We start from the raw sequence: 25,873 nt of genomic DNA, 5'->3' as shown, positions 1-25,873 counted from the left end.
ATTCAATAGAAGGTTTTTTTAGTTTTTAACAGCCTTATAACCCTCTCAGCAAGGTTTTTAGATTTCAAATCTTTATATTTGAGGGTTAAACAATTTCTAAATATAAATTATAATTCATGGAAGAATATAGTACAAAAATCATCTATACAAAAACAGATGAAGCACCAGCTCTAGCCACCTACTCTTTTTTACCAATTATAAGGCGATTTACAGAAAGCGCCGGTATAAATATACTGTCCAAGGACATCTCTCTGGCAGCAAGAATTTTGACTAGTTTCAGTGATTACTTAACTGAAGAGCAAAAAGTTGATGATAGCTTAACTTATCTTGGAAAGTTGGCCAAAACTCCAGAAGCAAACATCATTAAGCTTCCAAACATAAGCGCTTCTGTTCCACAACTAACCGAAGCTATTAAAGAACTACAAGACAAAGGCTATAAAATTCCTAGCTATCCTGAAGATCCACAAAACGACAAGGAAAAAGATGTAAAAAATAGATTTGCAAAAGTCTTGGGAAGTGCTGTCAATCCTATCTTAAGGGAAGGTAATTCAGACAGAAGAGTGGCTGGTCCAGTAAAGGAGTATGCTCAAGATCATCCTCATAAATTGAATGAATGGAGCAAAGAGTCTAAAACCCATGTTTCAACAATGAAAGATGGAGATTTTTATGGAAGTGAAAAGTCTGTTGTTCTTACCTCAGAAGATGATGTGAAAATTGTTCATACAGATGCTAATGGCAACCAAACTGTCTTGAAGGACAGCACAAAACTTGAGGATAAAGAAGTTATAGATTCTTCTGTCATGAGTAAAAAGGCCCTTCGTGAATTTCTGGATGAAGAAATTAAGGACGCCAAAGAAAAGGATGTTTTGTTTTCTGTACACTTGAAAGCAACCATGATGAAAGTTTCAGATCCTGTAATTTTTGGTCATGCTGTAACCGTTTATTTTAAAGAAATTTTCGATAAATACAAATCAGAATTTGATCAAATTGGTGTAGACCCCACCAATGGGTTGGGAGATGTTTATACTAAAATCTCTAAACTTCCAGAAGAAAAAGCTAAAACCATTATCAAAGAGCTTGAAGACGTATATGCTAGTAAAGCGGATTTAGCGATGGTAGACTCTTCAAAAGGTATCACCAACTTGCATGTCCCAAGTAATGTTATTATTGATGCTTCTATGCCCGCCGCTATAAAAGCTGGGGGTAAGATGTGGAATAAGCATGATCAAACTCAAGACATGAAAGCTGTTATACCAGACAGAAGCTATGCTGGAATATATCAACAAGTGATTGATTTCTGTCAAAAACATGGAGCTTTTGATGTGACTACCATGGGTAATGTTTCCAATGTTGGATTAATGGCCAAAAAGGCGGAAGAATATGGATCTCATGACAAAACGTTTATCATACCTAAAGAGGGACGTGTAGAGGTTTTAGACCGTAACCATAAAGCTTTAACGACTCATGATGTTAAAGAAGGTGACATTTGGAGAATGTGTCAAACCAAAGATCTACCTATTAAAGATTGGGTAGGCTTAGCAGTTAAAAGAGCTAAAAAAACAGGGAATCCTGCTGTTTTTTGGTTGGATGAAAATAGAGCTCATGATGCAAATCTTATCACTAAGGTTAATACGTATTTAAAAGACCTTGATTTAACTGGTTTGGATGTGCAAATCATGAGTCCAGAAGAAGCGATGCAATACACGCTAGAGAGAGTAAAAGATTGTAAAGACACTATCTCTGTAACGGGTAACGTTCTTAGAGATTACCTAACAGATCTCTTCCCTATTCTAGAATTGGGCACAAGTGCAAAGATGCTTTCTATTGTTCCATTACTTGCTGGTGGAGGATTGTATGAAACTGGCGCTGGTGGATCTGCCCCAAAACATGTCCAACAATTTTTAAAAGAAGGCCATTTAAGATGGGACTCTTTAGGAGAATTTTTAGCTCTTGCAGTCTCTATTGAAGATATTGCAGACAGAACCAATAATGCAAAGGCAAAAGTTATTGCCAAAACATTGAATAAAGCAAATAGTCAATACTTGAAAAATGATAAATCTCCCTCTCGAAAAGTCAATGAAATAGACAATAGAGGAACACATTTCTATTTAGCTTTATACTGGGCAAAAGAGCTTGCTGATCAAAGTGATGATGCAGATTTGAAATCTGAATTTGAAAAGGTGGCTAATTTCTTGGAGGAAAACGAATCTAAAATCAATGATGAGTTACTAAAAGCTCAAGGTCAGAAAAACGATATCAACGGATATTACTTTCCAGATGAAGATTTAGTCGCCAAACAAATGAGACCAAGTTCGACATTAAATTCAATTATTGATACTAAATAATTGAATTGGAACTTTTAACATCAAGTTAAACCTATAATGTTGCAATAAATCGTTTTTATGTCTGATTTTCATCAATTTATTCACATGACATTATAAATTTAATTTGGTGTGATTTATTAAAAAAAGCCTCAAGAAATAAATTCTTGAGGCTTTTTTTTTACTTCATTGTCATTAGAATTTAAAAACAAAAAAAACCTCCAATTTGCATTGAAAGTTTTTATTATATACTAAAAAAGAGCTACGCCTTTTTATCTTCTTTTTTGAACTTCTTGTATTTGCTTTTAAACTTATCAATACGACCCGCACTATCAACAAGTTTTGTTTTGCCAGTATAGAAGGGGTGTGATGACCTTGAAATTTCAAGTTTTATAAGAGGATATTCTTCCCCATCAACTTCAAGAGTTTCTTTAGTTTGAGCTGTGGATTTTGTTAAAAACACATCATCATTGGACATATCTTTAAACGCTACTAATCTATAATTTTCTGGATGTATTCCTTTTCTCATCGTATCGTCTTTACTAAATTAATTCAGATTGCAAATTTAAATAAAAGAATCTATTAAACAAGCAAATATTCGAAATGTTTGTAACTATCTATTCCAAATTTTCAAAGAGTTGCTTTTCTATATTTAATTTCAGTGAATCTGGATCATCTAGGATACGAGATTCAATTGGTAGATAGAATAATTTCTCAGGTGAGAACTCCGTTTTTAACCTCATATAGTCTTTTTGGGTTGTCAATAGTAAAGGTAACTTTTGAAGTCTTTGTATTTCCGCAGCAGAAAATTCATGATGGTCTGGGGATTTTTCATGGCTAAACTCTTTATCCAAAGCTTTTAAATGACGAACTAAAGGGCTTGGATTAGCAATACCGGTAACAAGGGTGAAATTATTAAAACTATTGACATCTATTTTTTGAAGTGTATTCGTTACAAATTCAGAATAGAAAATCGAAGAGAATAACAACTTTTGATAAGGCTTAGGCCTCAATTGCAAAGCAATATCTTTTTGCTCTGTTTTACTTAAATCCTTTGGACACTTGGTGACTATGATCATGTCCGCTCGTTTTGCACCCGTTTGAAACTCTCTTAAATTTCCTGTGGGAAGTACAAAATCTCTCACGTAAAGATCCTTATAAGTGGTGAGGAGTATAGAAAAGTCTGGTTTGACTTTTCTATGTTGAAAAGCATCATCCAGAAGAATCATATCCAGGCTTGGGTAAACGCTTAGCAAATTGGAAATTCCTCTCTGCCGATCACCATCAACGGCAACCTTTAAGTCTGGAAAGTTTTTTTTAAATTGCAAAGGCTCGTCACCAACGTCCAATGAAGAATGATTAGCGTTAACCTCTATAAATCCCTTAGTAGTCCTCTTATACCCTCGACTTAAGGTTGCTAAGCTATAATCTTCACCTAAGATCCTTACCAAGAGCTCAATCATTGGCGTTTTCCCTGTGCCTCCTGTATTTAGGTTTCCCACGCAGATAACAGGAACCGAATAAGACTTCGACTTTAAAAAACTATAATTAAATAAAAAATTACGAACAGATAAAATACAGCCGTAAAGGACAGATAATGGAAAAAGGAAATATCTAAAGTATTTCATGATTGCAAAATTATAATTTTTAAATTTAGACATTAAATAAATTTCATATGATTGTAAAAGATTTTACGAATGCTATAGAAGAACTAGCCCCTTCTTACTATGCTGAAGATTTTGATAATACAGGCCTACTTATAGGAGAGTTCACTACAGTGGTGACCGGTGTTTTAGTCACTCTAGACACGCTTGAAACTATAGTTGATGAAGCTATTGAAAAAAAATGCAACTTGATTATTAGTTTTCATCCTATTATTTTTTCTGGCTTAAAGAAATTGAACCGTAAAAACTATGTAGAGCGTGTAGTCCACAAAGCTATAAAAAATGATATCGCTATATATGCCATGCATACCGCTTTAGACAATGTTTATAACGGGGTGAATGGCATGATGTGTGAAAAACTTGGATTGATAAACACTTCGATCTTAATTCCAAAATCCAAAACAATCAAAAAGCTTACCACCTATGTCCCAAAAGCAAATGCAGAAGTCGTAAGACATGCCTTATTTGACGCTGGCGGAGGTAATATAGGAAATTACAATTACTGCAGTTTTAATATAAACGGGACTGGTACTTTTAATGGAAATGAAGATTCCAACCCGACAATTGGAACACCTGGAGTCACACAATTTGAAGAAGAAGTCCAAATTAATATGATGTTTTCATCTCATCTTGAATCTTCTCTCTTAAAAGCTCTTTTTAAGAGTCATCCTTATGAAGAAGTCGCCCATGAAATTGAAACTTTAGAAAACGTAGATCAACAGAGAGGGATAGGTATGATAGGCGAATTTGAAATAGCTAAAACTGCCGAGGAAGCTCTAAGGCATGTGAAGTCTGTATTCAAGACCACAAGCATACGTCATTCCCAGTTCATTTCTAAAGACATAAAACGCGTTGCGGTTTTAGGGGGCAGCGGAGCTTTTGCTATTGATCAAGCTAAAGCGGCGAAAGCAGACCTTTACATCACCGCAGATTTAAAATATCATGACTTCTACAAAGCTGAAAATAGCATCATTTTAGCAGATATTGGGCATTATGAAAGCGAGCAGTTTACAAAAGAATTAATACATGCTTATCTTACGGAAAAATTTCTTAATTTTGCACTCGTTTTATCAAATAATAATACCAACCCGATTCAATATTTTTGATTATGGCTAAGAAAAAAGAGGTTACAGTAGAGCAGAAATTGAGAGCTTTATATGATTTACAGTTAATAGACTCACGTATTGACGAGATTAGAAATATGCGAGGAGAATTACCTCTTGAAGTTGAAGATTTGGAAGATGAAGTTGCTGGACTTACAAAAAGGATTGAAAAGTTAGAATCTGATCTTGAGATTACAGAAGAAAAAATAAAAGATAGAAAACTGTCCATCGTAGAAGCTGAAGCTATGATCAAAAAATACAAAGGACAGCAGGACAACGTAAGAAACAACCGGGAGTTTGATGCATTGACTAAAGAAGTTGAATTTCAAGAATTAGAAATTGAATTGGCTCAAAAACACATCAAAGAATTTTATGCTCAAATAGAACATAAAACAGTTGTGATTCAAGACGCTAAAGAAAAATTATCAGAAAGACAAAATCACTTAGACCACAAAAAATCTGAGTTAGACAATATCTTAAAGGAAACTGAAAAAGAAGAAGATGCTCTTGCATTAAAATCAGATAAGTTTAAGAAAGACATCGAAGAGCGCTTGGTAAAAGCCTATACTAGAATTCGAAAAAATGTCAAAAACGGTATGGCCGTTGTGACCATACAAAGAGGGGCCTCTGGTGGTTCTTTCTTTACCATCCCACCACAAGTTCAAGTTGAAATTGCTGCTAGACGTAAAGTAATTATCGATGAACACAGTGGAAGAATTCTTGTAGATCAGGAATTGGCTAGAGAAGAAGAGGAGAAAATGCAAAAGATGTTTACAAAATTGTCGTAATTTAAAACTTACCTTATATCAAAAAGCCCAAGTATATCTTGGGCTTTTTTTATGTCAAAATTTAACGAGACCTTAAAAACAATCCTAGTTATAAACCCTATTTTTGAATCAAAAAAAATGAAATCATTTTATAGTTTAATTCTTCTTTCCATTCTATTTGTGAGCTGTGGAAAAGCTCAGAATTCTCAAACGACAAGTAAACTGACTTCAGAAAGTTTTTCTGATGATACTTTTGATAGAGCTTACTTTGCAAGTGGTTGCTTTTGGTGTGTAGAAACCATTTATGAGAGCGTAAATGGTGTAGAGGAGGTGTTTTCTGGATATTCTGGAGGGAATACTAAAAACCCAACCTACGAGTCTAGCAATACAGGTAGAACTGGTCATGCTGAAGCTATAGAAGTTATTTATGATCCAAAAATGGTATCCTTTAAAACTCTTGTAGATGTGTATTTTGGATCTCAAAATGTGACACAGCAAAATGGACAAGGCCCTGACATTGGATCGCAATACCGTTCTATTATTTTCTATAAAAACGAGGATCAAAAAGCGATTATCGACACTAAAATCGAATCTCTTTCCAAAGAATATAACAAACCAATAGCCGCTGAGGTTATGGCTTTTGAAAAATTTTGGATGGGAGAAAAATACCATCAAGATTATAAAATAAACAATCCTAATAACCCTTATATAAGGAATGTATCCGTACCGAGGTATACTAATTTCAAAGTTAGATTTCCGGAGTTGCTAAAACCTAAATCTGAGCGCTAAAAAAACAAGTGATTTCTTTGTCATTCCGACAGAGAAGCTCTTTTTGCTTCGACAAAGAATCTCTTTGTCATTCCGAAAGAGAAGCCCTTTTGCTTCGACGAGGAATCTCCTTGTCATTCCGACAGAGAAGCTTTTTTGCTTCGACAAGGAATCTATTTGTCATTCCGACAAGAAACATTTATATTTTCGATAAAGAAAGATTCTTCAGTCGTCAAAAGCCTTCTTCAGAATGACAGCTGCGTTTTGTCATTCCGACAGTGAAGCTTTTTTTTGCTTCGACAAGGAATCTCCTTGTCATTCCGACAGAGAAGCCCCTTTTACTTCGACGAGGAATCTCCTTGTCATTCCGACAGAGAAGCCTTTTTTCTTCGACGAGGAATCTCCTTGTCATTCCGACAGAGAAGCCTTTTTGCTTCGACGAGGAATCTCCTTGTCATTCCGACAGAGAAGCTCTTTTTGCTTCGACGAGGAATCTATTTGTCATTTCGACTGAGAAGCTCTTTTTGCTTCGACGAGGAATCTCCTTGTCATTCCGACAGAGAAGCCCCTTTTACTTCGACGAGGAATCTCCTTGTCATTCCGACAGAGAAGCCTTTTTGCTTCGACGAGGAATCTTTGTGTTTTCGATGGAGAAAGATTCTTCAGTCGCCAAAAGCTCCTTCAGAATGACATGCAGCGTTTTGTCATTCTGACAGAGAAGCCCTTTTGCTTCGACGAGGAATCTCCTTGTCATTCCGACAGAGAAGCCCATTTTGCTTCGACGAGGAATCTTTGTGTTTTCGATAAAAAGAGATTCTTCAGTCGCGAAAAGCTCCTTCAGAATGACAAGTTACGTGTTGTCATTCCGACAAGAAACATTTGTGTTTTCGAAAGAGAAAGATTCTTCAGTCGCAAAAAGCTTCTTCAGAATGACAGGTAGCGTGTTCTCATTCCGACAGAGAAGCTTTTTTGCTTCGACGAGGAATCTCCTTGTCATTCCGACAGAGAAGTTTTTTGCTTCGACGAGGAATCTTTTTGTTTTTGATAGAATGAGATTCTTCAGTCGCCAAAAGCTCATTCAGAATGACAAGCAGCGTGTTGTCATTCCGACAGAGAAGCCCCTTTTGCTTCGACGAGGAATCTCCTTGTCATTCCGACAGAGAAGCATTTTTGCTTCGACGAGGAATCTTTGTGTTTTCGACAGGAAGAGATTCTTCAGTCGCCAAAAGCTCATTCAGAATGACAGGCAGCGCGATGTCATTCCGACAGAGAAGCCCCTTTTACTTCGACGAGGAATCTCCTTGTCATTCCGACAGAGAAGTTTTTTGCTTCGACGAGGAATCTTTGCATTTTCGATAGAGAGATTCTTCAGTCGCCAAAAGCTCCTTCAGAATGACATGCAGCGTTTTGTCATTCCGACAGAGAAGCTCTTTTGCTTTGACGAGGAATCTATTTGTCATTCCGACAGAGAAGCCCCTTTGCTTCGACGAGGAATCTTTATGCTTTCGATAAAGTGAGATTCTTCAGTCGCCAAAAGCTCCTTCAGAATGACAGACAGCATGTTGTCATTCCGACAGAGATGCTATTTTTGCTTCGAAGAGGAATCTTTTTATCATTCCGACAGAGAAGCTTTTTTGCTTCGACGAGGAATCTTTGTGTTTTCGATAAAGGGAGATTCTTCAGTTGCGAAAAGCTCCTTCAGAACGGCAGGCAGCGTTTTGTCACTCCGACAGAGAAGCCTTTTTGCTTCGACGAGGAATCTTTATGTTTTTACATGAGTTGGTAAAACCTAAGTCTGAAGTTAAATTTCAAATTTTAATTCATAAAAAATGCCGCTAATAGTGCGGCATTTTATCGATCTTTTTGTGATACCAAATTAAATTTACTCTCCTTTAAGAAAATTGAGCAGAATTGAATTGAACTCAGAATGATGAGTAATTACAAGTCCATGTGGTGCTTCTTTTATAACCTTTAGCTGAGCATTAAAAATCAGACTTTTAGCTTTTTTAGCAGAAACTTCGATAGGAACTATTTGATCTGCATCTCCATGAACAATTAAGGTGGGCACATCAAATTTCTTACAATCTTCTCTAAAATCTGTTTTACCAAAACTATCTACGCAATCCAAAGTAGCTTTTCGTGAACCTTGCATAGCTAAATTCCAAGTAAAATCCAGCATTGCTTCGCTTATTCTATCCCCTTTAAAGGTTTCGTAATTATAGAAATTTTTACCAAAATCTTTAAAGAATTGAGGTCTATCTTTAGATATTCCTTCTTTCATTCCTTCAAAGACAGAGCTATCGACACCTTTATTATCTTCAGTATCCATCATAAATGGTGTTACAGAAGAAACAAGGATAGCTTTGGCGATAGATGAAGTGCCATAATTACCAATATACCTGGCAACTTCTCCTCCACCCATAGAAAACCCGACGAGTATACTGTCTTTAAGTTTAAGCGTTTCTATCAAATCCTTTAAGTCTTTAGCAAGAGAATCATAATCGTACTTCTCCCAAGGCTTAGAGCTCTCGCCAAAGCCTCTTCGATCGTAAGTTATGACTCTATAGCCAGAATGGACTAGAGCTTCAACCTGGTATTCCCACATCTTTTGGTTTAATGGCCAACCATGGATAAGGATAACAGGCTGCCCTTTGCCATAATCGCTGTAGGATAGTTTAATTGCCATTGACTTTTCTAAAGATGATGTGTTTAAATCGGACATAATTCTGTTTTTATGTAATATAAAGAAAATGGTAAAAGTTAGATTTAAATTTAAAAAAATTTAACCCTAAGCAAAAAAAAAAGCCTGCTCGAAAAGAGCAGGCTTAATTAAGTATGTAACAAACTTAAAACTATTTGTTTTCCATTCTATCTTTTAATGCTTGTAATTCAGCATTAGCATCTCCGAAAGTAGTTTTCTTAGATTCATCTTCAGACTTCTTAGCAGCCTTCTTCACAATCTGAGCTTCTTCTTCCTTAAAGACTGATGTATGGGATGCTACAACACGTTTGAATTCTTTATTGAATTCAATTACGATAAATTCTGCAGCTTCGCCTTTGGCCAGTTTCGTTCCATCTTCTTTCTCGAGGTAACGTTGCGGTACAAATGCGGTCACATCTTCGTTAAAATCTACTGTAGCCCCTTTATCTACAAGATCTGTAACAGATGCTGTATGTTTAGACCCTACTGCAAACTCATCAGAATATTTATCCCAAGGATTAGTTTCGGTTTGTTTATGTCCTAAACTCAATTTACGTCCATCAACATCTAATTCTAAGACAACAACATTAAGTTGATCTCCAACTTTACAGAATTCTGATGGATGCTTAATTTTCTTAGTCCAAGACAAGTCAGAAATATAAATTAACCCATCAATTCCTTCTTCAAGTTCAACAAAAACTCCAAAGTTTGTGAAGTTTCTTACTTGTCCAACATGCTTAGAACCTACAGGATATTTAGTAGTAATATCTGTCCATGGATCTGGCGTTAGTTGCTTGATACCCAATGACATTTTTCTGTCTTCTCTATCTAGAGTAAGGATTTTAGCTTCTACTTTGTCACCAACTTTAACGAAATCTTGAGCTGATCTTAAGTGAGTACTCCAAGACATTTCTGAAACGTGGATTAAACCTTCAACACCTTCTTCAACTTCGATAAATGCACCATAATCTGCGATTACAGTTACAGTTCCATTTACAACATCACCTATTTTCAGACCTTCATCAAGGGCATCCCATGGATGTTTGTGTAATTGTTTTAAACCTAATTGAATTCTTGTTTTATCTTCATCAAAATCAAGAATAACAACGTTTAATTTTTGATCAAGTTCAACCACCTCGTTTGGATGATTAATTCTAGACCATGATAAGTCTGTAATGTGGACCAATCCATCAACACCACCAAGATCAACAAAGACTCCATAAGAAGTGATGTTTTTCACAACACCTTCTAGTACTTGTCCTTTTTCTAATTGACCGATGATTTCTTTCTTCTGCTCTTCAATATCCGCTTCGATAAGCGCTTTGTGAGAAACAACAACATTTTTGAATTCATGGTTAATCTTAACCACCTTGAATTCCATGCTCTTTCCTACATAAGCGTCATAATCACGAATAGGCTTAACATCAATTTGAGAACCTGGTAAAAAAGCTTCGATGCCAAAAACATCGACAATCATTCCACCTTTAGTTCTACATTTGACTAAACCATTTACGATAGTACCGTCTTCTTGAGCTTTATTAACACGCTCCCAAGCACGAATAACTCTCGCTTTTCTGTGAGACAGAATAAGTTGACCTTCTGCATCTTCTTTAATATCGATAAGAACATCTACTTTGTCACCAATTTTAAGATCTGGATTGTAACGGAACTCATTAAGAGAAATTACACCTTCACTTTTTGCATTGATATCAATAATAGCATCTTGATCGGTTAAGTGGACGACTGTTCCATCAACAACTTCATTGTGTAAAGTGTCTACGAAGTTTTCCTCAACCAATTTTTCGAATTCCATCAATTGCTCGTCATCAACCTCATCAATACCTTCTTCGTATTTATGCCAATTGAAATCTTCAAGAAATTGTTTTGGATTTTCTTGTTGTTCAGAAGGAGCTACGTTTTGGGTTTGCTCATCTGAATCTGCAACAGATTGTTGCTCGTTAGTTTGTTTATCTTCAGCCATATGCTGATTAAAAATTTGTATTCTGTTTGTCCAAGAAACTCAAGCAAACTCGCAGAAGAGATTAAATTGTTTAAAATCAACCTTTTAAATGTTTCCTGTATTGCACTGAAAAGGCTTGCAAAAATACAGCAATTTTTTGATAACCAAAAGTTTAGGGAAAGATTTTAAAAATTAATCTTCAACGTCTATTTCTTTAACTTTTACAGCCTGAGCTTTAGCAATACCCCTTTGCCTATTTGTTCTGCTACAGAATACCAAGTTAAACCTATAATGCCCGGTAAAATCAGTTTTTTTTTCACTTATTAATGGTCATAAAATAGAACCACAACTACTGCTTTGCTTGTATTTTTTTCCTCAACTAATTAAAAAACCTGCGCTGAGCTACGTCGTAGTATAATTCAAATTTTTGATATAACATTTAAAAACTAAATTGGTATAAAAAGCTGTTCCTGCTGCAAAATTCATAGACTCATTAGACGTGAAATCCTTTACAGCATCTACTAAAATTTTAGAATACTTTAATCTTAAAAATGATTTTATTTTTTTATTCATTTACTATTGATCGGTGCTTATCATCAATAGTAAAACCCATCCTATACCCAAATTGTCAGTTTAAGAAAATCTTCATTTATCCAGAAAATAACTAAACTAATCTCTTCTATGTACTTTAGTAGACATAAAAATATGCTTTAGTATACCTTTATCTACTTCAGACAATTGTATGCTGCGTCTCTGCATCACTAGTTCTGCAACTTCAAACACCTTCTCCAATTTATATGTCATAGTCCCCTGACTTCCGCCCCAACTAAAACTAGGTATAAAATTACGTGGAAATCCAGATCCAAAAATATTGGCACTCACGCCAACACAAGTTCCTGTATTAAACATCATATTGATACTACACTTAGAATGGTCTCCCATAATCAATCCACAAAACTGAAGTCCAGTGTCTTTAAACCTAGAATTTTGGTAATCCCATAATTTAATAGTCGTATAATTATTTTTGAGGTTGGATGTGTTGGTATCCGCGCCGAGGTTGCACCATTCACCAATAACAGAATTGCCCAAAAATCCATCATGGCCTTTGTTAGAATAGCCTAGAATCATAGAATTACTCACCTCCCCTCCTACTTTGGAATGTGGACCCACAGTAGTTCCTGTATAAATTTTTGCTCCCATTTTTATAGTGGAATGTTCACAAAGTGCAAACGGTCCTCTAATGGCTGAATTCTCCATTACTTCTGCGTTTTTACCGATGTAAATTGGACCTTCGGTTGCGTTTAATGTTCCATTGTAAAGCTTTGCTCCTTCTTCTATAAAAATTTGTTCTTTGTTAAAGCAGGTCACCGTATCCGGGATAGGCTGTGACGTTCTCCCTTCAGTCACTAATTTGAAATCTGAGTGTATTGCAGCATGGTTTTTTGAAAACAGGTCCGTAACAGTTTGAATACAATCTACATCAAAATCGGCTTGGACGCCTATAAAAGTAGACAGATCAATACTCCCCTCTTTCTTCAATAAATAGGCTATAACGATGTCTTCGTGCTTTAAAGCTTCACCTAATTTAAGATTTTTAATAGCCGCTAACAATGCAACTGAAGGCAAATATCGAGAGTTTATATACACGTTTTCATCCTCTATATGTTCAGTGTATTTTGAGGCCAAATAGGCTTCTGTTTTATAAGAAGTTGAGGCCTTTAAGTGGTGTTCCCATTTTTCTTTAAGGGTATGAATTCCCAAACGAAGCTCTGATATTGGTCTAGTATAAGTTAAGGGTAAAAACTGTTGATGAAGATGATCGTCAAAGAGAATATAATTCATAGGTAAAAGGTTTTAAACCAAGTTAAGAAATCGTTTGAGCGTGAGGTTAAAAATAACTAATTTAGCTGTTCAAATAAAATGAAAATTATGTCAGTAGCCAAGAAACAATATAAGAGAATTACTGTAAAGTCCTTAATAGAAATGAAAGCGAATGCTGAGAAAATTTCTATGTTGACTTCTTATGATTTTACCATGGCCCAAATTGTGGATCAGGCAGGAATCGATGTAATTTTGGTGGGTGATTCTGCTTCTAATGTGATGGCTGGTCATGAGACTACTTTACCAATAACCTTAGACCAAATGATCTATCATGCTTCTGGAGTAATTCGCGGAGTTAAAAGAGCTTTGGTAGTCGTAGACCTTCCTTTTGGAAGTTATCAAGGTGATCCTAGAGAGGCTTTGCGTTCCTCCATAAGAATTATGAAGGAAAGTGGAGCCCATGCTGTCAAGATGGAAGGAGGTGGTGAAATAAAAGATTCCATAAAACGCATTTTAAAAGCTGGGGTTCCTGTGATGGGACATCTTGGATTAACACCTCAATCTATTTATAAATTTGGTGCTTATACCGTTAGAGCTAAAGAAGAATATGAGGCGCAACAACTAAAAGAAGATGCTTTAATGCTTGAAAAAATAGGTTGTTTTGCGATAGTTCTTGAAAAAGTTCCTGCCAAGTTAGCTGAAGAAGTTGCTAAAAGTGTTCAAGTCCCTGTTATAGGCATTGGTGCTGGAGCTGGAGTAGATGGCCAGGTTCTCGTTCTTCATGATATGCTGGGGATGAATAAAGAATTCAACCCTCGATTCTTACGTCGCTATGCCGATTTAAATACGGTAATGACAGACGCTATCCAACAGTATAACAGCGATGTAAAGGCTGCAAAGTTTCCTAGCGATCAGGAACAGTATTAACTTTAGTTTTTTAAAAAGGGTATCCTATAGCAAAATTGAGAACGGGGCTTGAAGACTCAAAATTCCAAGATGTAGAGGGTTCTTTTATTGGAGAGGCTAAATCTAGCCTTATTACAAAGCCTTGGATGTCTACTCTTAACCCAAAGCCTATTCCAGCTCCCAACTCATTCATAAAACTTGAAGAAAACCTTCCTCCTGGGATAGCTTCATTCTCCTGCATAAGCCATACGTTTCCTGCATCTGCAAAAAAGGCACCGTTAAGAAATTCAGTTATAGGAAACCTATATTCCAAATTGGCTTCCAATTTAATATCTCCAGATTGATCGAAAAAAGAGTTAGATCCATCCTCTGGAGAATAGGTTCCTGGTCCTAACGAGCGAATTCTAAAAGCTCTTACACTATAAGGACCTCCAGAAAAATATTGTTTTACAAAAGGGAGTGACTCAGTGGTTCCTAGAGGTTGACCGACTCCTCCAAAAATTCTAGCGACCAATTTTTGACGATTATTATCCAACTTTAAATGGTATCTGAATTCTATATCGGCCTTGAGGTAGTGCGCATATTCTAAACCTAGGAAAGTATTTTGTCTTTGGTCATTTTCAGATCCTACAAGGTTTAAAGCATTACCTGCCATATCGTAATTTGCTCCAAAATAAAGACCTCCACTTTTAGATTGGTCTACAATCTCGTCGTAAGTGAAGTTATAGGTTAAACCTGCAATAAACTGTTGATCAAAACTTCGTCTCAAAAATGGATTTTCATCTAAGATTTTATCAAATTCAGCAGAAGTTTCCCCTAAGCTCACATATTGAATAGTAAGAGGTCTGAACTCGTGGGTGACGTAACTGTTGCCTTCCCACAAGTAGCCAAAGGAAGAGGAAACAGAATTCAATGTATAAAGTTGAGTCCTATTTAAATAATCCAGACCAAAACTGACTTTGGTTTTGGGAATAGCATATTCAAAACTTTCACTAAGATCTATCGGAAAAATTAATCTTGGAAACAAAATTGAAGCATTTAGACCTAGCTGGATACTGCTTAATCCTTGATCACCAGTTCTACCAAAAAATTGCTGCTCGTATCCACCACTAGCAGATAATCGTAATAGTTCTCCTCCTTTAAAGAGATTTCTATTGGAGTACACCACACTTAAGCTTGGTCCAGAAAAATTATTAGACTTTGTGACCGCTTGTAATTCTAACCTTAATGATCTCTTATTCAAAGGAGATAAGTAGATATCTACTTTTAGATGCCTGTTCCCCTCATTATCTTCAAGCGTATCTTTTTCTGTATAATTGATATTTACAAATTTATAGGTCTGTAAAGAGGATAATCGCCTACTGGTATATTTTGAAGTTTCGGGATTGTAAGCTTTATTTAGCTCAATCAAAACATAAGGCTCTAGCCGCTTTGGTTTAAAAAAGACGCTGTCCTGAATAAAATTATAACCCATATAATTTGTGGTATCCCTTGTCTCTGTTTCACTAGACAATAAACGATTGGGGTGGATATTTACCTCATCGACACTATAAGGAACCAATGATTTTTTGGGAACTTTAGTTTTAAGCCTTAAAAATAAGTCGAATTTTCGTTGATCGTAGTGATTTGTATCTGCTTCAAAAATTAAGAAATTTGAATTAAAATTATAATACCCACGTTGCTTTAAATATTGATCTATACGTTCTCGCTCTGCCTTTAGTTGAGTCAAATCGAATAGACCATTTTCTTTTATAATAGAACTTTGTAATGAGGATTGAATGTCCTTGTAAATAGTAAGTGTATCTTCTAATGTCTTTTGAAGTGTATAAGACTTTAATCGGTAAGGCTTAGCTAAATCAATACTATACTTCACCGATATAGATCTATCTGTAGAGTCTCTTTCTAAAGAAGAAGTCACCTTACTTCCAAAATAACCACTATTCTGTAATCGATTAGCAAGAATATTTTCATCTGTATCAATATCAATAGATTCAAAATAATAAGGATCCTCACCTATCTGTTTATCGAGAAATTTATTGATGAAACCAGGGTTTTCTTTTTGGGCTTTAAAATGATAATAAAGACCTAGACGCATCCCTAAAAACGTAGAGTTAGCATTTCTCTTTATTGCTGAATTTAACTTCGATTTTAATTCGGATATCTGCTTAACCTCATCTGCATTGACTTCTATCTCTGCTCCTGTAAACAAAATTTTATCTTGAGGTAAAAACTTATTAAGACTACATGAGGACGTCAACACGACAAGAATAATAAAGTATAGATATAGTGTTGATCTTTTTGTAAGCATAGTCATTTTTACTGTTTATTAGGGTCTTGGTCTTTAACCTCTTCTTCTTTATTCTTTATTCTTTATTCTTTATTCTTTATTCTTTATTTATTATTCTTTATTTATTATTTTTTACTCTTTTCCTTTTGACAGACTCTGCCTTTAAAGATTTCCTGTAGGCTTTATCCCAAAGCACTTTAAATTTATTAAACTCTCTGGTGAAAATGAGAGCAATACCACTTACAAAGACTTGACCATCAATAACATTTTCATACTCGCTTCTTCTGAAGCCTCGTAATTTCCATCGCCCATCTTGTGTCAATAAATACTCCACACTTACATTTCCCAGAACAGCTTGACTTTCCCCAGGCCTTTGATCACCTTGAACATTCATTTGGCTTCCCGCTTCCACCACTAGCCTATCATCCAATAATTTCTTTTGGGCTGTAACATCAAGGTCGGTTCTTCCCATGGCATCACTGCCTTGATAATCTGTATAACTAGTAAGATCAAAATTGAGATTTATACCTGAATTACCCATCAGTTTATCAGAAAAGGTATTGAGTTGATCGGACAAAGCTTGGTTAAGATTATCTCTAGCCATGGATGCAGCACCCCCTTGACTTCCATCACTCCCAGATTCTGGATAAAATTTATTAAGCACCAATAACGAGAAGACCTGTTTATTAAGTTTATCGTCTTGCTGGTTGATTTGAGATAGTTTACCGTAGACAGATCCATTAATAGCGCCTTGACTCTCCTCTGGCATGTCTAGTTGAAAAGATAAAGCTGGCGACATCAATTCTCCTCCCACATCCATATAAACCCTAAAAGGAAATTGTTGTTTATATCGATTTTGTACGATTGCATTTTCTCCAGCAGTTTGTGAAGCCATTAGGGAACTTGCAGACGTTTCGATATTGTAAATAGCTCTTAAATTCAAATCCGCATTGTAAGGATTCCCACTCCAAGAGATAGAACTTAAGGGAGCTATCTCAAATTTTCTCTTTACAACATTGTAAAAGTTAAGTTCGACGCTCCCTTTGGAAACTTCATATTTTCCTACTAGATTCATATTTCCATTTCTGGCAATATCAAATTTAAAATCACCACCGCCTTCTATACTTATATTGTCATCAGTTCTTTTATTGATGACGACTTTCACTTTAGATTTCTTCTGTATTTTGATGATACTATTTAACTCAATTCCAGAAATAACAACATCTGTAGCATTTTCCTTTTGCTGAGTTAAAATATCATCTGGATTTTCTTTATTCACAAAAATCACTATACCATCTCGTTCTACTAAACTAGCACGAGATTCTGGAACACTATAAGTAAGATCCGACTTTCCATTCACCCTTAGATCTAAATCAATCTTAGGGAATTCCAAATCTCCTTTTAGCTTAGCAGAAGCGTCAAGGATGAGTTTCCCATAATACAAACTATTGTCTTCTATAGTAGAATTTAATACTTGGAAATTCTTAGTATCAAAAGTCAAGTTGAACTTTGGATTTGTGAACTCTTCCAAGCCTACATTGCCATTGACTGTAAATTTATTCCCATCTTCATCCAGAACTGTGAAGTTGGATAAACTCACTTTACCCTTCTTAAGATCAATTCTTTCATCTTTAAGTTTGAATATAGTATTTAGTACTTTGGGATTGAATTGAGCATCTTTAAAAGCTAAGAAACCAGCATAATTTATATGATCTAGTTTACCCTTTATCTTGAACTCTCCTTTAACTTTCCCCTCTGTGTCTTTCAAATAGTCTGGAGCAAATTGTTCCAGACTGTTAAGTTCGAGTGTATTGAGAACGACATCAAAGTCAACATTAGACTCCTTAGTATTAGTATGATAAAAACCGTCCATATTAAAATCTATACCACCATCTTTTAAGCTGACATTAAGCTCATAATCTTCTTTAGACCTTGCTAGCGCCTTAAAATTGAAATTCCCTATCGGAACTTGAATGACCTTAAAGTCTTCAATTTTTAAGTTAGAAAGCAGGCCTTTAGATGTAAATGGTTCAATAATAATAAAATCGCCACTCAACTCCCCACTAGCCAAAGATTCATCTGGATTAAAATAGCTGGTAATACTAGACAATTTAAAATTTTTAAAATCGATACCTACATTGGTTTTTTCCACATCAAAATTATCACCGATGACAATTTCTTGTGCCTCTCTACTTAGCTTAAAATCAGTTATTTTTAAACGGTTTGGTTGATAAACAATTTCATTATTTTCTAGTATTGACCATGAGGATCCATTTAATATCAGGTTTTCTGGAGACACATACAAACGGTAAAGGCCATTCTCTTCAAAATCGATATGTACTGTAGAATTGAAAAATTCTTTTTCATCTTTAAAGGCCTTAAGGTCTACATTCAATTTTTTATTCAAAAATTGACCTGAAATATCAGTTGCAGGAATGTCTATTGGACCTGCAAGAATATGATCAAAGCCTAAATTAAATTCAGCGGTAGTTTCTTCAGAATTAAAATCAAAAAAAAGCCCTTGAATTTCATTCCCCTGATAATTGATATAGGGCAAATTCAGATTGACAGATAATTTCTCGCTACTCTCGTTAAAATTAATTTTAGATCTTAGGGTGTCCATTTCCTGAATCCCTTCTAGAAATATATCAGAGAATATGGGGGATTCTATAAAAGACAGGTTAAGTTTCAGTTTTACAGGTGTTTTCGGGGTCTCCATTACTAAGGAGTCTTTAGCATAGCGTTCAAAATGATTTCCCAATGCTTTTGAAATTCGATTTACACTTGCATTGGCCTCTAAACTTCCATTTAAGAATTCACTCGATATATCTGCAGTCGTTTTTGTAGAATCCACTTTAGATGTAAAATCAAATTTCCCTAAATAATATGGCTTCTGGTCATAAACAACTAGACCCTCTTTCAATTGAGCATCAAATTCAAATTGCGTAGAATTTCCTTCAAATTTTAAATTAGCTAAAACTTTTGCTCTTAAATCTTTATCTGTAAGCCCCAGAATTTGAGTTCTTATCCCCTTTAAATCAAAGATAATATCAACTTTTGAAGAAATGGAGTCCAATTCTAACTCCGAAACCAACTCCATTTGTAGATTTTCATCACTGTAGTCAAATTTCACATCACCTTTGCCCTTTTTAAGCGCCCCTTCGATTTGTAATCCTGAAAAGGTGTATGTGTTCCAACGGAGGCTATCAATAGTAGAGGTTAACTCCGCAGAAAGATCGTTGATAGATTCACCTTCTCCTTTAGAAGATAACCTTAATGAAAGATTGCCCACTTCTGGATTTTTAAATAATTCACCAAGCTTTAAAGAGCTGACCTCTAAATCCAAATCATATTTTAAAAGGGGCTCACTTTGGAAATTACCATTGAGTTTGACAATTCCTTCTGGAATTTCCAATTCACTGTTTGTAGAAAAACCTTTAGCTTCTTTTTTTAAGCTTCCCTTTACCTTAATAGTGTTTGGGATTGAAATTCCTAAGTCTTTAGCTGAAATGAATTTAGACATATCAGCTCGAGAAGAATGTGCCGTATACCTTTCAAAATTGAAGCTCAATTGATTACTATCCGTTACATTTTCTAAGGTTCCCGCTAGCTTCAATCGCGTATCCTTTCCCCAGTTGAGGTCAAAAGTTGAAATAGCCATCGACTTTGGACTTCCCTTCACTTTAAAATTTCCTTTGAAATTGTGACTGGCTAGTGCGTTGATTTGGGCATTGGATTTCAATTCTGGTAAAAACACATAAGCATCTGCTACATTTAATTGCAAATCGGAAACTGCAAGATTAAAAGTAGATTGCAAGGGATCGTCAATTAAGGCTTGAATTGAAGTGTAATTCAAATTCAAGTCCGCATAAACTAAACTTGTATTGACTTTAAATCTCAACTCATTGAGTCTGATTTCTTTTGAATTTAAGATTGCGTTTACTTTAAATTCCTTTATTTCAATTCCACTTTCTTCCTTAAATTGAAAATTATTAAGAGTAAAACTGAGGTCTTCTTCTTTAGAAAGTAGAATAGATTCGGCATTGAAATTCAAATCTTTAATTGAAATAGCTTCTGTAGAAAATTCGCCTTTAATGGGCTGTTTTCCATTTTGAAGAAAGCTCACACTGTTATTTACGACATCAACTTCACCAACTTCCACAGTCCATTTTGGCCATAAAAACAATTCATTGGGTTTTGGGGGCGTTTCAGTAAGCTCAACCTTAGATTCCGATGGGTTTGAATTCACCTCCAAAGCAAACTGGCTATCATGTAACACCAGATTTTGAAGTAAAATCGTTTGCAGGTTTAAATTGGCATCTAAATTTGAGAAGGCAAATTCATCCAAAAAGACGTCAGCCTTGGTATCTTCAGGACTAGAATTATACCTTAAATCGAGCTTCTTTATACTTAAATCATCAACAATAATCCAAGGCAAATCTGACTCTTCTTCAGTATTCTCACTTTCGAAGTGCTTAAATTGGTGGTAAGTAATACTTGTATTCTCCAACCTGAGTTTAGACAACTGAAATTTCATCGCCTCCAGATCAATCGATTTACTCTCTAAAAAAAATTTGCCTAAGGTGAGCTCTGTATCAATCCCTGTCACCTCATCCTGATAGGACAATTGAAACTCTTCGAAAAAAATTGCTCCTAAAGAAATATCTAAAGGGGCTTCCTCCTGATTACTTTTAGGATTCTCTTCTGGTGATGACGCAAAAGCATCAATGATAAATTGAAAATTAAAGCCTCCGATGGAGTCTTTTCGACTCACATTTGCTTTCAAGCCTTTCCAATCCACTAGATCAACTTTTAATTGGTGACCAAAGACAATTGGGTAAAGGGGAACATCTGCTTCTAGATATCTTGAATACATAAGAGTATCTTGAGAGGTATCTTCCAAAAGAAGTTCTTCTATAGTTAAGTTTCCAGAGAAGCTAAGATAGAGTTTACCAATTTCAAATTTAGTGTCGATTTTCTCACTGACATACTTGGTTACTTTCTCAATAATAAGGTCTTGTCCCCAAGGACTTCTCACAAACAAAATAAGTAGAATAAAGAGTATAAAAATAGAGAGTACTATCCTAGAAAGAATTCGAAGAATCTTTTTGAGCAAGAGTTTAGAACTTGACGGTTTAGAAGTCACTGTATAAAATAATTCCCAAATTTATAATTTCAACTGATTTTTATGTGGCTTAATGCATTTAATTTTAGCTTAAAAGCTTAATTTATACTCACCTATAATATTTTAAACAGAGTATGCGAAATCGATTAAGGAATATAAGATTGGTTTTGTATTTTAGCGGTTCAACCAATATTGCCTAATTCATGGATATAAAATTTAATAAAAACGAAGATCATAATAAACTTTTAGTTTCTGACTTAAGAAACAGATTTGCGAAAGTAAGTTTGGGTGGTGGAGAGAAAAAGATAGAAAAGCACCACAGTAAAGGAAAGATGACTGCTAGAGAACGGATAGATTTTCTTCTTGATGATGCTAAAGACTCCATTGAAATAGGAGCCTTTGCAGGAGATGGAATGTATGCAGATCATGGCGGTTGTCCCGGTGGAGGCGTTGTCGTTAAAATTGGTAAAGTGTCGGACAAAAAGGTTATTGTTGTCGCCAACGATGCAACGGTAAAAGCAGGCGCTTGGTTTCCTATCACAGGAAAAAAGAATTTGAGAGCTCAAGAAATCTCTATTGAAAATAGACTTCCTATTATATATTTAGTAGATAGCGCAGGAGTTTACCTACCCATGCAGGATGAAATTTTTCCAGACAAAGAGCATTTTGGAAGAATCTTTAGGAACAATGCTGTAATGAGTAGTATGGGAATCACGCAAATCTCTGCGGTGATGGGAAGCTGTGTTGCTGGCGGCGCGTATTTACCTATTATGAGCGATGAAGCGATGATTGTAGATAAAACAGGCAGTATTTTCTTGGCCGGGAGTTATCTTGTAAAAGCAGCTATAGGTGAAAGTGTTGATAACGAAACCTTAGGTGGAGCAACTACACATTGCGAAATTAGTGGAGTTACCGATTACAAAGCTAAAGATGACAAGGATGCCCTTACAAAGATCAAGAGAATAGTTGATAAAATTGGTGATTTCGATAAAGCTGGTTTTAACCGAAAAACATCCAAAAAACCAAAATTAGATCCCAAAGAAATCTATGGTTTACTTCCTGCTAAAAGAAGTGACCAATACGATATGATGCCTATCATAGAACGTCTTGTAGACGATTCAGAATTCGATGAGTATAAGGCTGGCTTCGGCCAAACTATCATCACAGGATATGCCAGAATTGACGGCTGGGCTGTGGGTATTGTTGCTAACCAAAGGAAGCTAGTAAAAACTAAAAGTGGGGAGATGCAATTTGGAGGTGTGATCTATAGCGATTCTGCTGACAAGGCTACACGATTTATAGCCAATTGTAATCAGAAAAAAATACCCCTTGTATTTGTCCAAGATGTCACTGGATTTATGGTAGGGAGCAAAAGTGAACATGGAGGAATTATAAAAGATGGTGCCAAAATGGTAAATGCAGTCAGTAATTCTGTGGTACCAAAATTTACAGTCATCATCGGAAATTCTTATGGTGCGGGAAATTATGCCATGTGTGGAAAAGCCTATGATCCAAGATTAATTTTTGCTTGGCCAAGTGCAGAATTGGCTGTTATGAGTGGAAACTCTGCCGCTAAAGTCCTGTTATCTATCGAGACCTCTCGACTAAAAGCTAAAGGAGAGGAAATTACCGAAGAGAAAGAAAAGGAACTTTACGATAAAATTAAAAATGATTACGATACCCAAACGAGTCCATATTATGCTGCGGCAAGACTTTGGACAGATGCCGTTATTGAACCTTTAGACACTAGAAAGTGGATTTCAAATGGAATAGAAATCGCCAACCACTCCCCTATTACTAAAGATTTTAATTTAGGAGTGATTCAAACTTAATTCTTCTAAAAATTTAATTTAAAAAGGCGCTACTCTTATTACTGATAGCGCCTTTTTTATGGATTTTTTTTAAAGTCTTACTCCACTACAAATCTTTTAGTAAATAATTTTGACTCGGTGTTTACTCTTAAAATATAAAGTCCTGAGCTTAGACTATTGATTTCGATATTTAATAAGTCATTTTCACTTTTGATTAAAGTGTCAAAAACTAACTGACCGTTCATATTATATATTTTCATAGATGTGTTTTCATCTATAGATAATCCAGATAATTCTAAAGAAATAAAACGAGAAGCTGGGTTAGGGTAAACTGTTAGGTTACCACCTGAATTTATGTTAGAAATTGTTAAGAAAACAGTTCCTTCATAAGCACCAAGATAAGTCTCTACATCCTCTCTAAGATTACCCAATACATCCAAGTCGATTTCTTCTAATCTAGGGACAACATAGTCTAAAGGATTAATTACATCAGGTGAAATACTAAAATCATTTGAGTCTATATCTTGAAATACAGGAGAAAAGCTGACGCTATTTTCATTGGTTTCAGAAAAGATAATAAATTCTGCTAGGTCATTTGTGAATTGCTCAGTCTCTCCCAATCGACGACCGATACTACCTAGAAAACCATTCACACCGTCAGCAAATAAAAGGTTGTGATCTGATACCAAAAAGCCTCTATCACTATTCCCGTCTACTATAGCATAAGACCTATACGCTTCATCTTCTGTTGAAATAGAATTTGTAATAATATTATTGAACACTTCTGCTGGAGGTTGACCAGAAGATCCGGTTCTTAACTGTATCCCAGCAGAAGGATAGCTCACGGCCTCTTCTCGTTCCAATACTATAGTGTTATGCAATACCCTTGTTAAACCTACGTTACCATCTTGTTCAAAAATCCAAACTCCAAATAAGTATAAACTAGGGTCTGTTGTTGAAGCCGTGAAATTACTCCTCACAAGTCCAGAAATTTTATTATTGGCAATTACAGTTGAATCTCCAGAAATAGTACTCACTTTCATTCCATAAGTAGAGCCAATAGTTCCTTCATATTCCACATAGTTTATTGTATTCTGACTGATTTCTCCTGAGCCTGAGTCAATAACTATAGCGCTTGTGCTCACTGGTAAAGATGGAGAAGAATTTAAGTTGGTAATACTTTCAAAAACGTTATTTTGAATTAACATATCTTTATTTCCTAAAGCATTAATCCCAAAAGAACCACTACTTAAGTCGTGTCCTAAGCTTGTAATACTTCCAAATGAACTATTTATAATTTGATTATTTGTATCCTCAAAATCAACTCTACCGAAAAAGTCTGCAGAGGCTAAAATTTGAATACCACTACCAGAATTATCTATAAAAACATTATCAATAAGGTTATCATTATTAGTAGCTTCTTGGCTACTTGCATTAGAGACAAAGCGAATTCCTCGTGTTGAAGTTAAGGGTCTTGCCCCATTTGCACCTAAAAAAATAAAACAATCTCTTACTACATTAAAGGAGCAACCTTCGGATGAGGATCCTACAAAGCTAAACCCTCTTTCTAATTCATTGCCAGTATCACTTTCATCTCTAATGTTTAAATTCTCAAACGTGATGTAGCTTAAAGCATTAATCGTAAAGGCAGCATCACTTGAAGATGAAGTTCCAACAATTTCAAAAAAAACAGAATCTGGTTCTGCTGTAATAATTAAAGGTGAAGTCTCAGAAAGCCCAGAAATTGACTCTAAGATCAATATATCGGAATAAGTACCTGGAACTATCGTAAAAGTGGCCCCTCCATCTCCAACACCTTCGGTTTGAAGATCAACTATCATTTGAGTAAAAGTTTCATAGTCAGAGTTCAAATCTCCAACTGTAAATTCTCCTGTTAAGCCCTGTGCCGAAGAGATAAAACTTCCTAAAAGGAAAAAAATAAAATAAAAATATCTCATGATTAAAATTTATGGTTTTTTAAAATTAGATCTTTACGCTATAATGTTCTAGAGAGACTTTATTAAAACAATCATAAATCCTATGAATTTTCTTAAAAATTAAGACTTGTCAAACATTTTTTTTATTTAAAACTTAGCAGCTTATACTCCCAAATGAATACAATCTACACCTGTCACAGCTTAATACCAAATTATATTTATAATGCCGTATGAATAAATTGAATTATACTACGACGTAGTTCAGCACAGGTTTTTTGATTGATTGAAATCAAAAATAACTAGCATAGCCTTAGCTACGGTAATTATTTTTGATGAAAAGCAGGCGAAAAAAGCCTGTGCCGAATTCATATCGGTAAAACGATTTATTGCGTTATTATAGGTCTAATTTGGTATAATAACAACATCACTTAAAACCATCATTTCAAAAGATTAAAACCAATCACACTAATTAGAAAGATAAGTGCAGCACACCTATTTAAAAATAGATTTCACCTTTTATTTACTGCCAAAAATTGTAATTTCGGCTACCCATTAATTTCAACTAACGTGTGGTTTATAAAAAAAAAATTACAAGAAAAACTGAAAAATAAAACACAGGATTTTCAGAATGAAAAAGCAGTCAATTATTTTTTTTCGGTAAAACTAAAAGCCTTAAAATAAAAATTTAATCTAAGAAATTTC

At 35.2% G+C, this 25,873-nt stretch carries 15 protein-coding genes; 6 read left to right on the top strand and 9 right to left on the bottom strand.

Annotated elements, in window-relative coordinates; translation table 11 throughout:
• The first annotated feature begins 116 nt into the window (after positions 1–116).
• Positions 117–2,345 (top strand): NADP-dependent isocitrate dehydrogenase, encoded by a 2,229-nt coding sequence (locus tag P700755_RS15220; protein WP_015025532.1) that lies wholly within the window; start codon positions 117–119, stop codon positions 2,343–2,345.
• Between the two features lie 238 nt (positions 2,346–2,583).
• On the opposite strand, the gene P700755_RS15215 is transcribed toward P700755_RS15220, so the two are convergent.
• Both P700755_RS15215 and lpxK read right to left on the bottom strand, forming a co-directional pair.
• Positions 2,584–2,850, bottom strand: a complete 267-nt coding sequence (locus P700755_RS15215; protein WP_015025531.1) for a type B 50S ribosomal protein L31 — start codon at positions 2,848–2,850, stop codon at positions 2,584–2,586.
• 88 nt (positions 2,851–2,938) lie between these two features.
• Positions 2,939–3,949, bottom strand: a complete 1,011-nt coding sequence (gene lpxK / locus P700755_RS15210; RefSeq protein ID WP_041758900.1) for a tetraacyldisaccharide 4'-kinase — start codon at positions 3,947–3,949, stop codon at positions 2,939–2,941.
• Between the two features lie 47 nt (positions 3,950–3,996).
• Here lpxK and P700755_RS15205 point away from each other — a divergent pair, with 47 nt between their 5' ends.
• From P700755_RS15205 to msrA, 3 genes are all read left to right on the top strand, one after another.
• Positions 3,997–5,091 (top strand): Nif3-like dinuclear metal center hexameric protein, encoded by a 1,095-nt coding sequence (locus P700755_RS15205; RefSeq protein ID WP_015025529.1) that lies wholly within the window; start codon positions 3,997–3,999, stop codon positions 5,089–5,091.
• Positions 5,092–5,093: 2 nt separating this feature from the next.
• A complete protein-coding gene (locus tag P700755_RS15200; RefSeq protein ID WP_015025528.1) occupies positions 5,094–5,876 on the top strand; it encodes a zinc ribbon domain-containing protein in 783 nt (260 codons plus the stop codon).
• Positions 5,877–5,993: 117 nt separating this feature from the next.
• Entirely contained in the window at positions 5,994–6,644 is a 651-nt protein-coding gene (msrA, locus tag P700755_RS15195; protein WP_041758898.1) for a peptide-methionine (S)-S-oxide reductase MsrA, read from the top strand.
• 1,861 nt (positions 6,645–8,505) lie between these two features.
• Here msrA and P700755_RS15190 read toward each other — a convergent pair.
• From P700755_RS15190 to P700755_RS15180, 4 genes are all read right to left on the bottom strand, one after another.
• Positions 8,506–9,345 carry an alpha/beta fold hydrolase gene (locus P700755_RS15190; protein WP_015025526.1) on the bottom strand — a complete coding sequence of 280 codons (840 nt, stop codon included), beginning with the start codon at positions 9,343–9,345 and terminating at the stop codon, positions 8,506–8,508.
• A gap of 130 nt (positions 9,346–9,475) precedes the next feature.
• Positions 9,476–11,305 (bottom strand): 30S ribosomal protein S1, encoded by a 1,830-nt coding sequence (gene rpsA / locus P700755_RS15185; protein WP_015025525.1) that lies wholly within the window; start codon positions 11,303–11,305, stop codon positions 9,476–9,478.
• A gap of 381 nt (positions 11,306–11,686) precedes the next feature.
• Positions 11,687–11,857 carry a hypothetical protein gene (locus P700755_RS20110; protein ID WP_015025523.1) on the bottom strand — a complete coding sequence of 57 codons (171 nt, stop codon included), beginning with the start codon at positions 11,855–11,857 and terminating at the stop codon, positions 11,687–11,689.
• A gap of 96 nt (positions 11,858–11,953) precedes the next feature.
• Positions 11,954–13,126 carry a GlmU family protein gene (locus tag P700755_RS15180; protein ID WP_015025522.1) on the bottom strand — a complete coding sequence of 391 codons (1,173 nt, stop codon included), beginning with the start codon at positions 13,124–13,126 and terminating at the stop codon, positions 11,954–11,956.
• Between the two features lie 87 nt (positions 13,127–13,213).
• Between P700755_RS15180 and panB the strand changes: the two genes are divergently transcribed.
• Positions 13,214–14,032, top strand: a complete 819-nt coding sequence (panB, locus tag P700755_RS15175) for a 3-methyl-2-oxobutanoate hydroxymethyltransferase (RefSeq protein WP_015025521.1) — start codon at positions 13,214–13,216, stop codon at positions 14,030–14,032.
• A gap of 10 nt (positions 14,033–14,042) precedes the next feature.
• On the opposite strand, the gene tamL is transcribed toward panB, so the two are convergent.
• Entirely contained in the window at positions 14,043–16,319 is a 2,277-nt protein-coding gene (gene tamL, locus P700755_RS15170) for a translocation and assembly module lipoprotein TamL (protein WP_015025520.1), read from the bottom strand.
• 97 nt (positions 16,320–16,416) lie between these two features.
• On the bottom strand, positions 16,417–21,336 hold the full coding sequence (locus P700755_RS15165; protein WP_245536059.1) for a translocation/assembly module TamB domain-containing protein: 4,920 nt from the start codon (positions 21,334–21,336) through the stop codon (positions 16,417–16,419).
• A 290-nt stretch (positions 21,337–21,626) separates the two neighbouring features.
• Between P700755_RS15165 and P700755_RS15160 the strand changes: the two genes are divergently transcribed.
• A complete protein-coding gene (locus tag P700755_RS15160) occupies positions 21,627–23,255 on the top strand; it encodes an acyl-CoA carboxylase subunit beta (protein WP_015025518.1) in 1,629 nt (542 codons plus the stop codon).
• 77 nt (positions 23,256–23,332) lie between these two features.
• Here the strand turns inward: P700755_RS15160 and P700755_RS15155 are convergent, their stop codons facing one another.
• Positions 23,333–25,192, bottom strand: coding sequence for a T9SS type A sorting domain-containing protein (locus tag P700755_RS15155; protein WP_015025517.1), 1,860 nt, complete (start codon positions 25,190–25,192; stop codon positions 23,333–23,335).
• Positions 25,193–25,873: the final 681 nt, after the last annotated feature.

The sequence above is a fragment of the Psychroflexus torquis ATCC 700755 genome (genome assembly GCF_000153485.2).
Classification (GTDB): Bacteria; Bacteroidota; Bacteroidia; order Flavobacteriales; family Flavobacteriaceae; genus Psychroflexus; species Psychroflexus torquis.
Note: the sequence above shows the minus strand (reverse complement) of the source record. Positions and strands in the feature narration are given on the sequence as shown.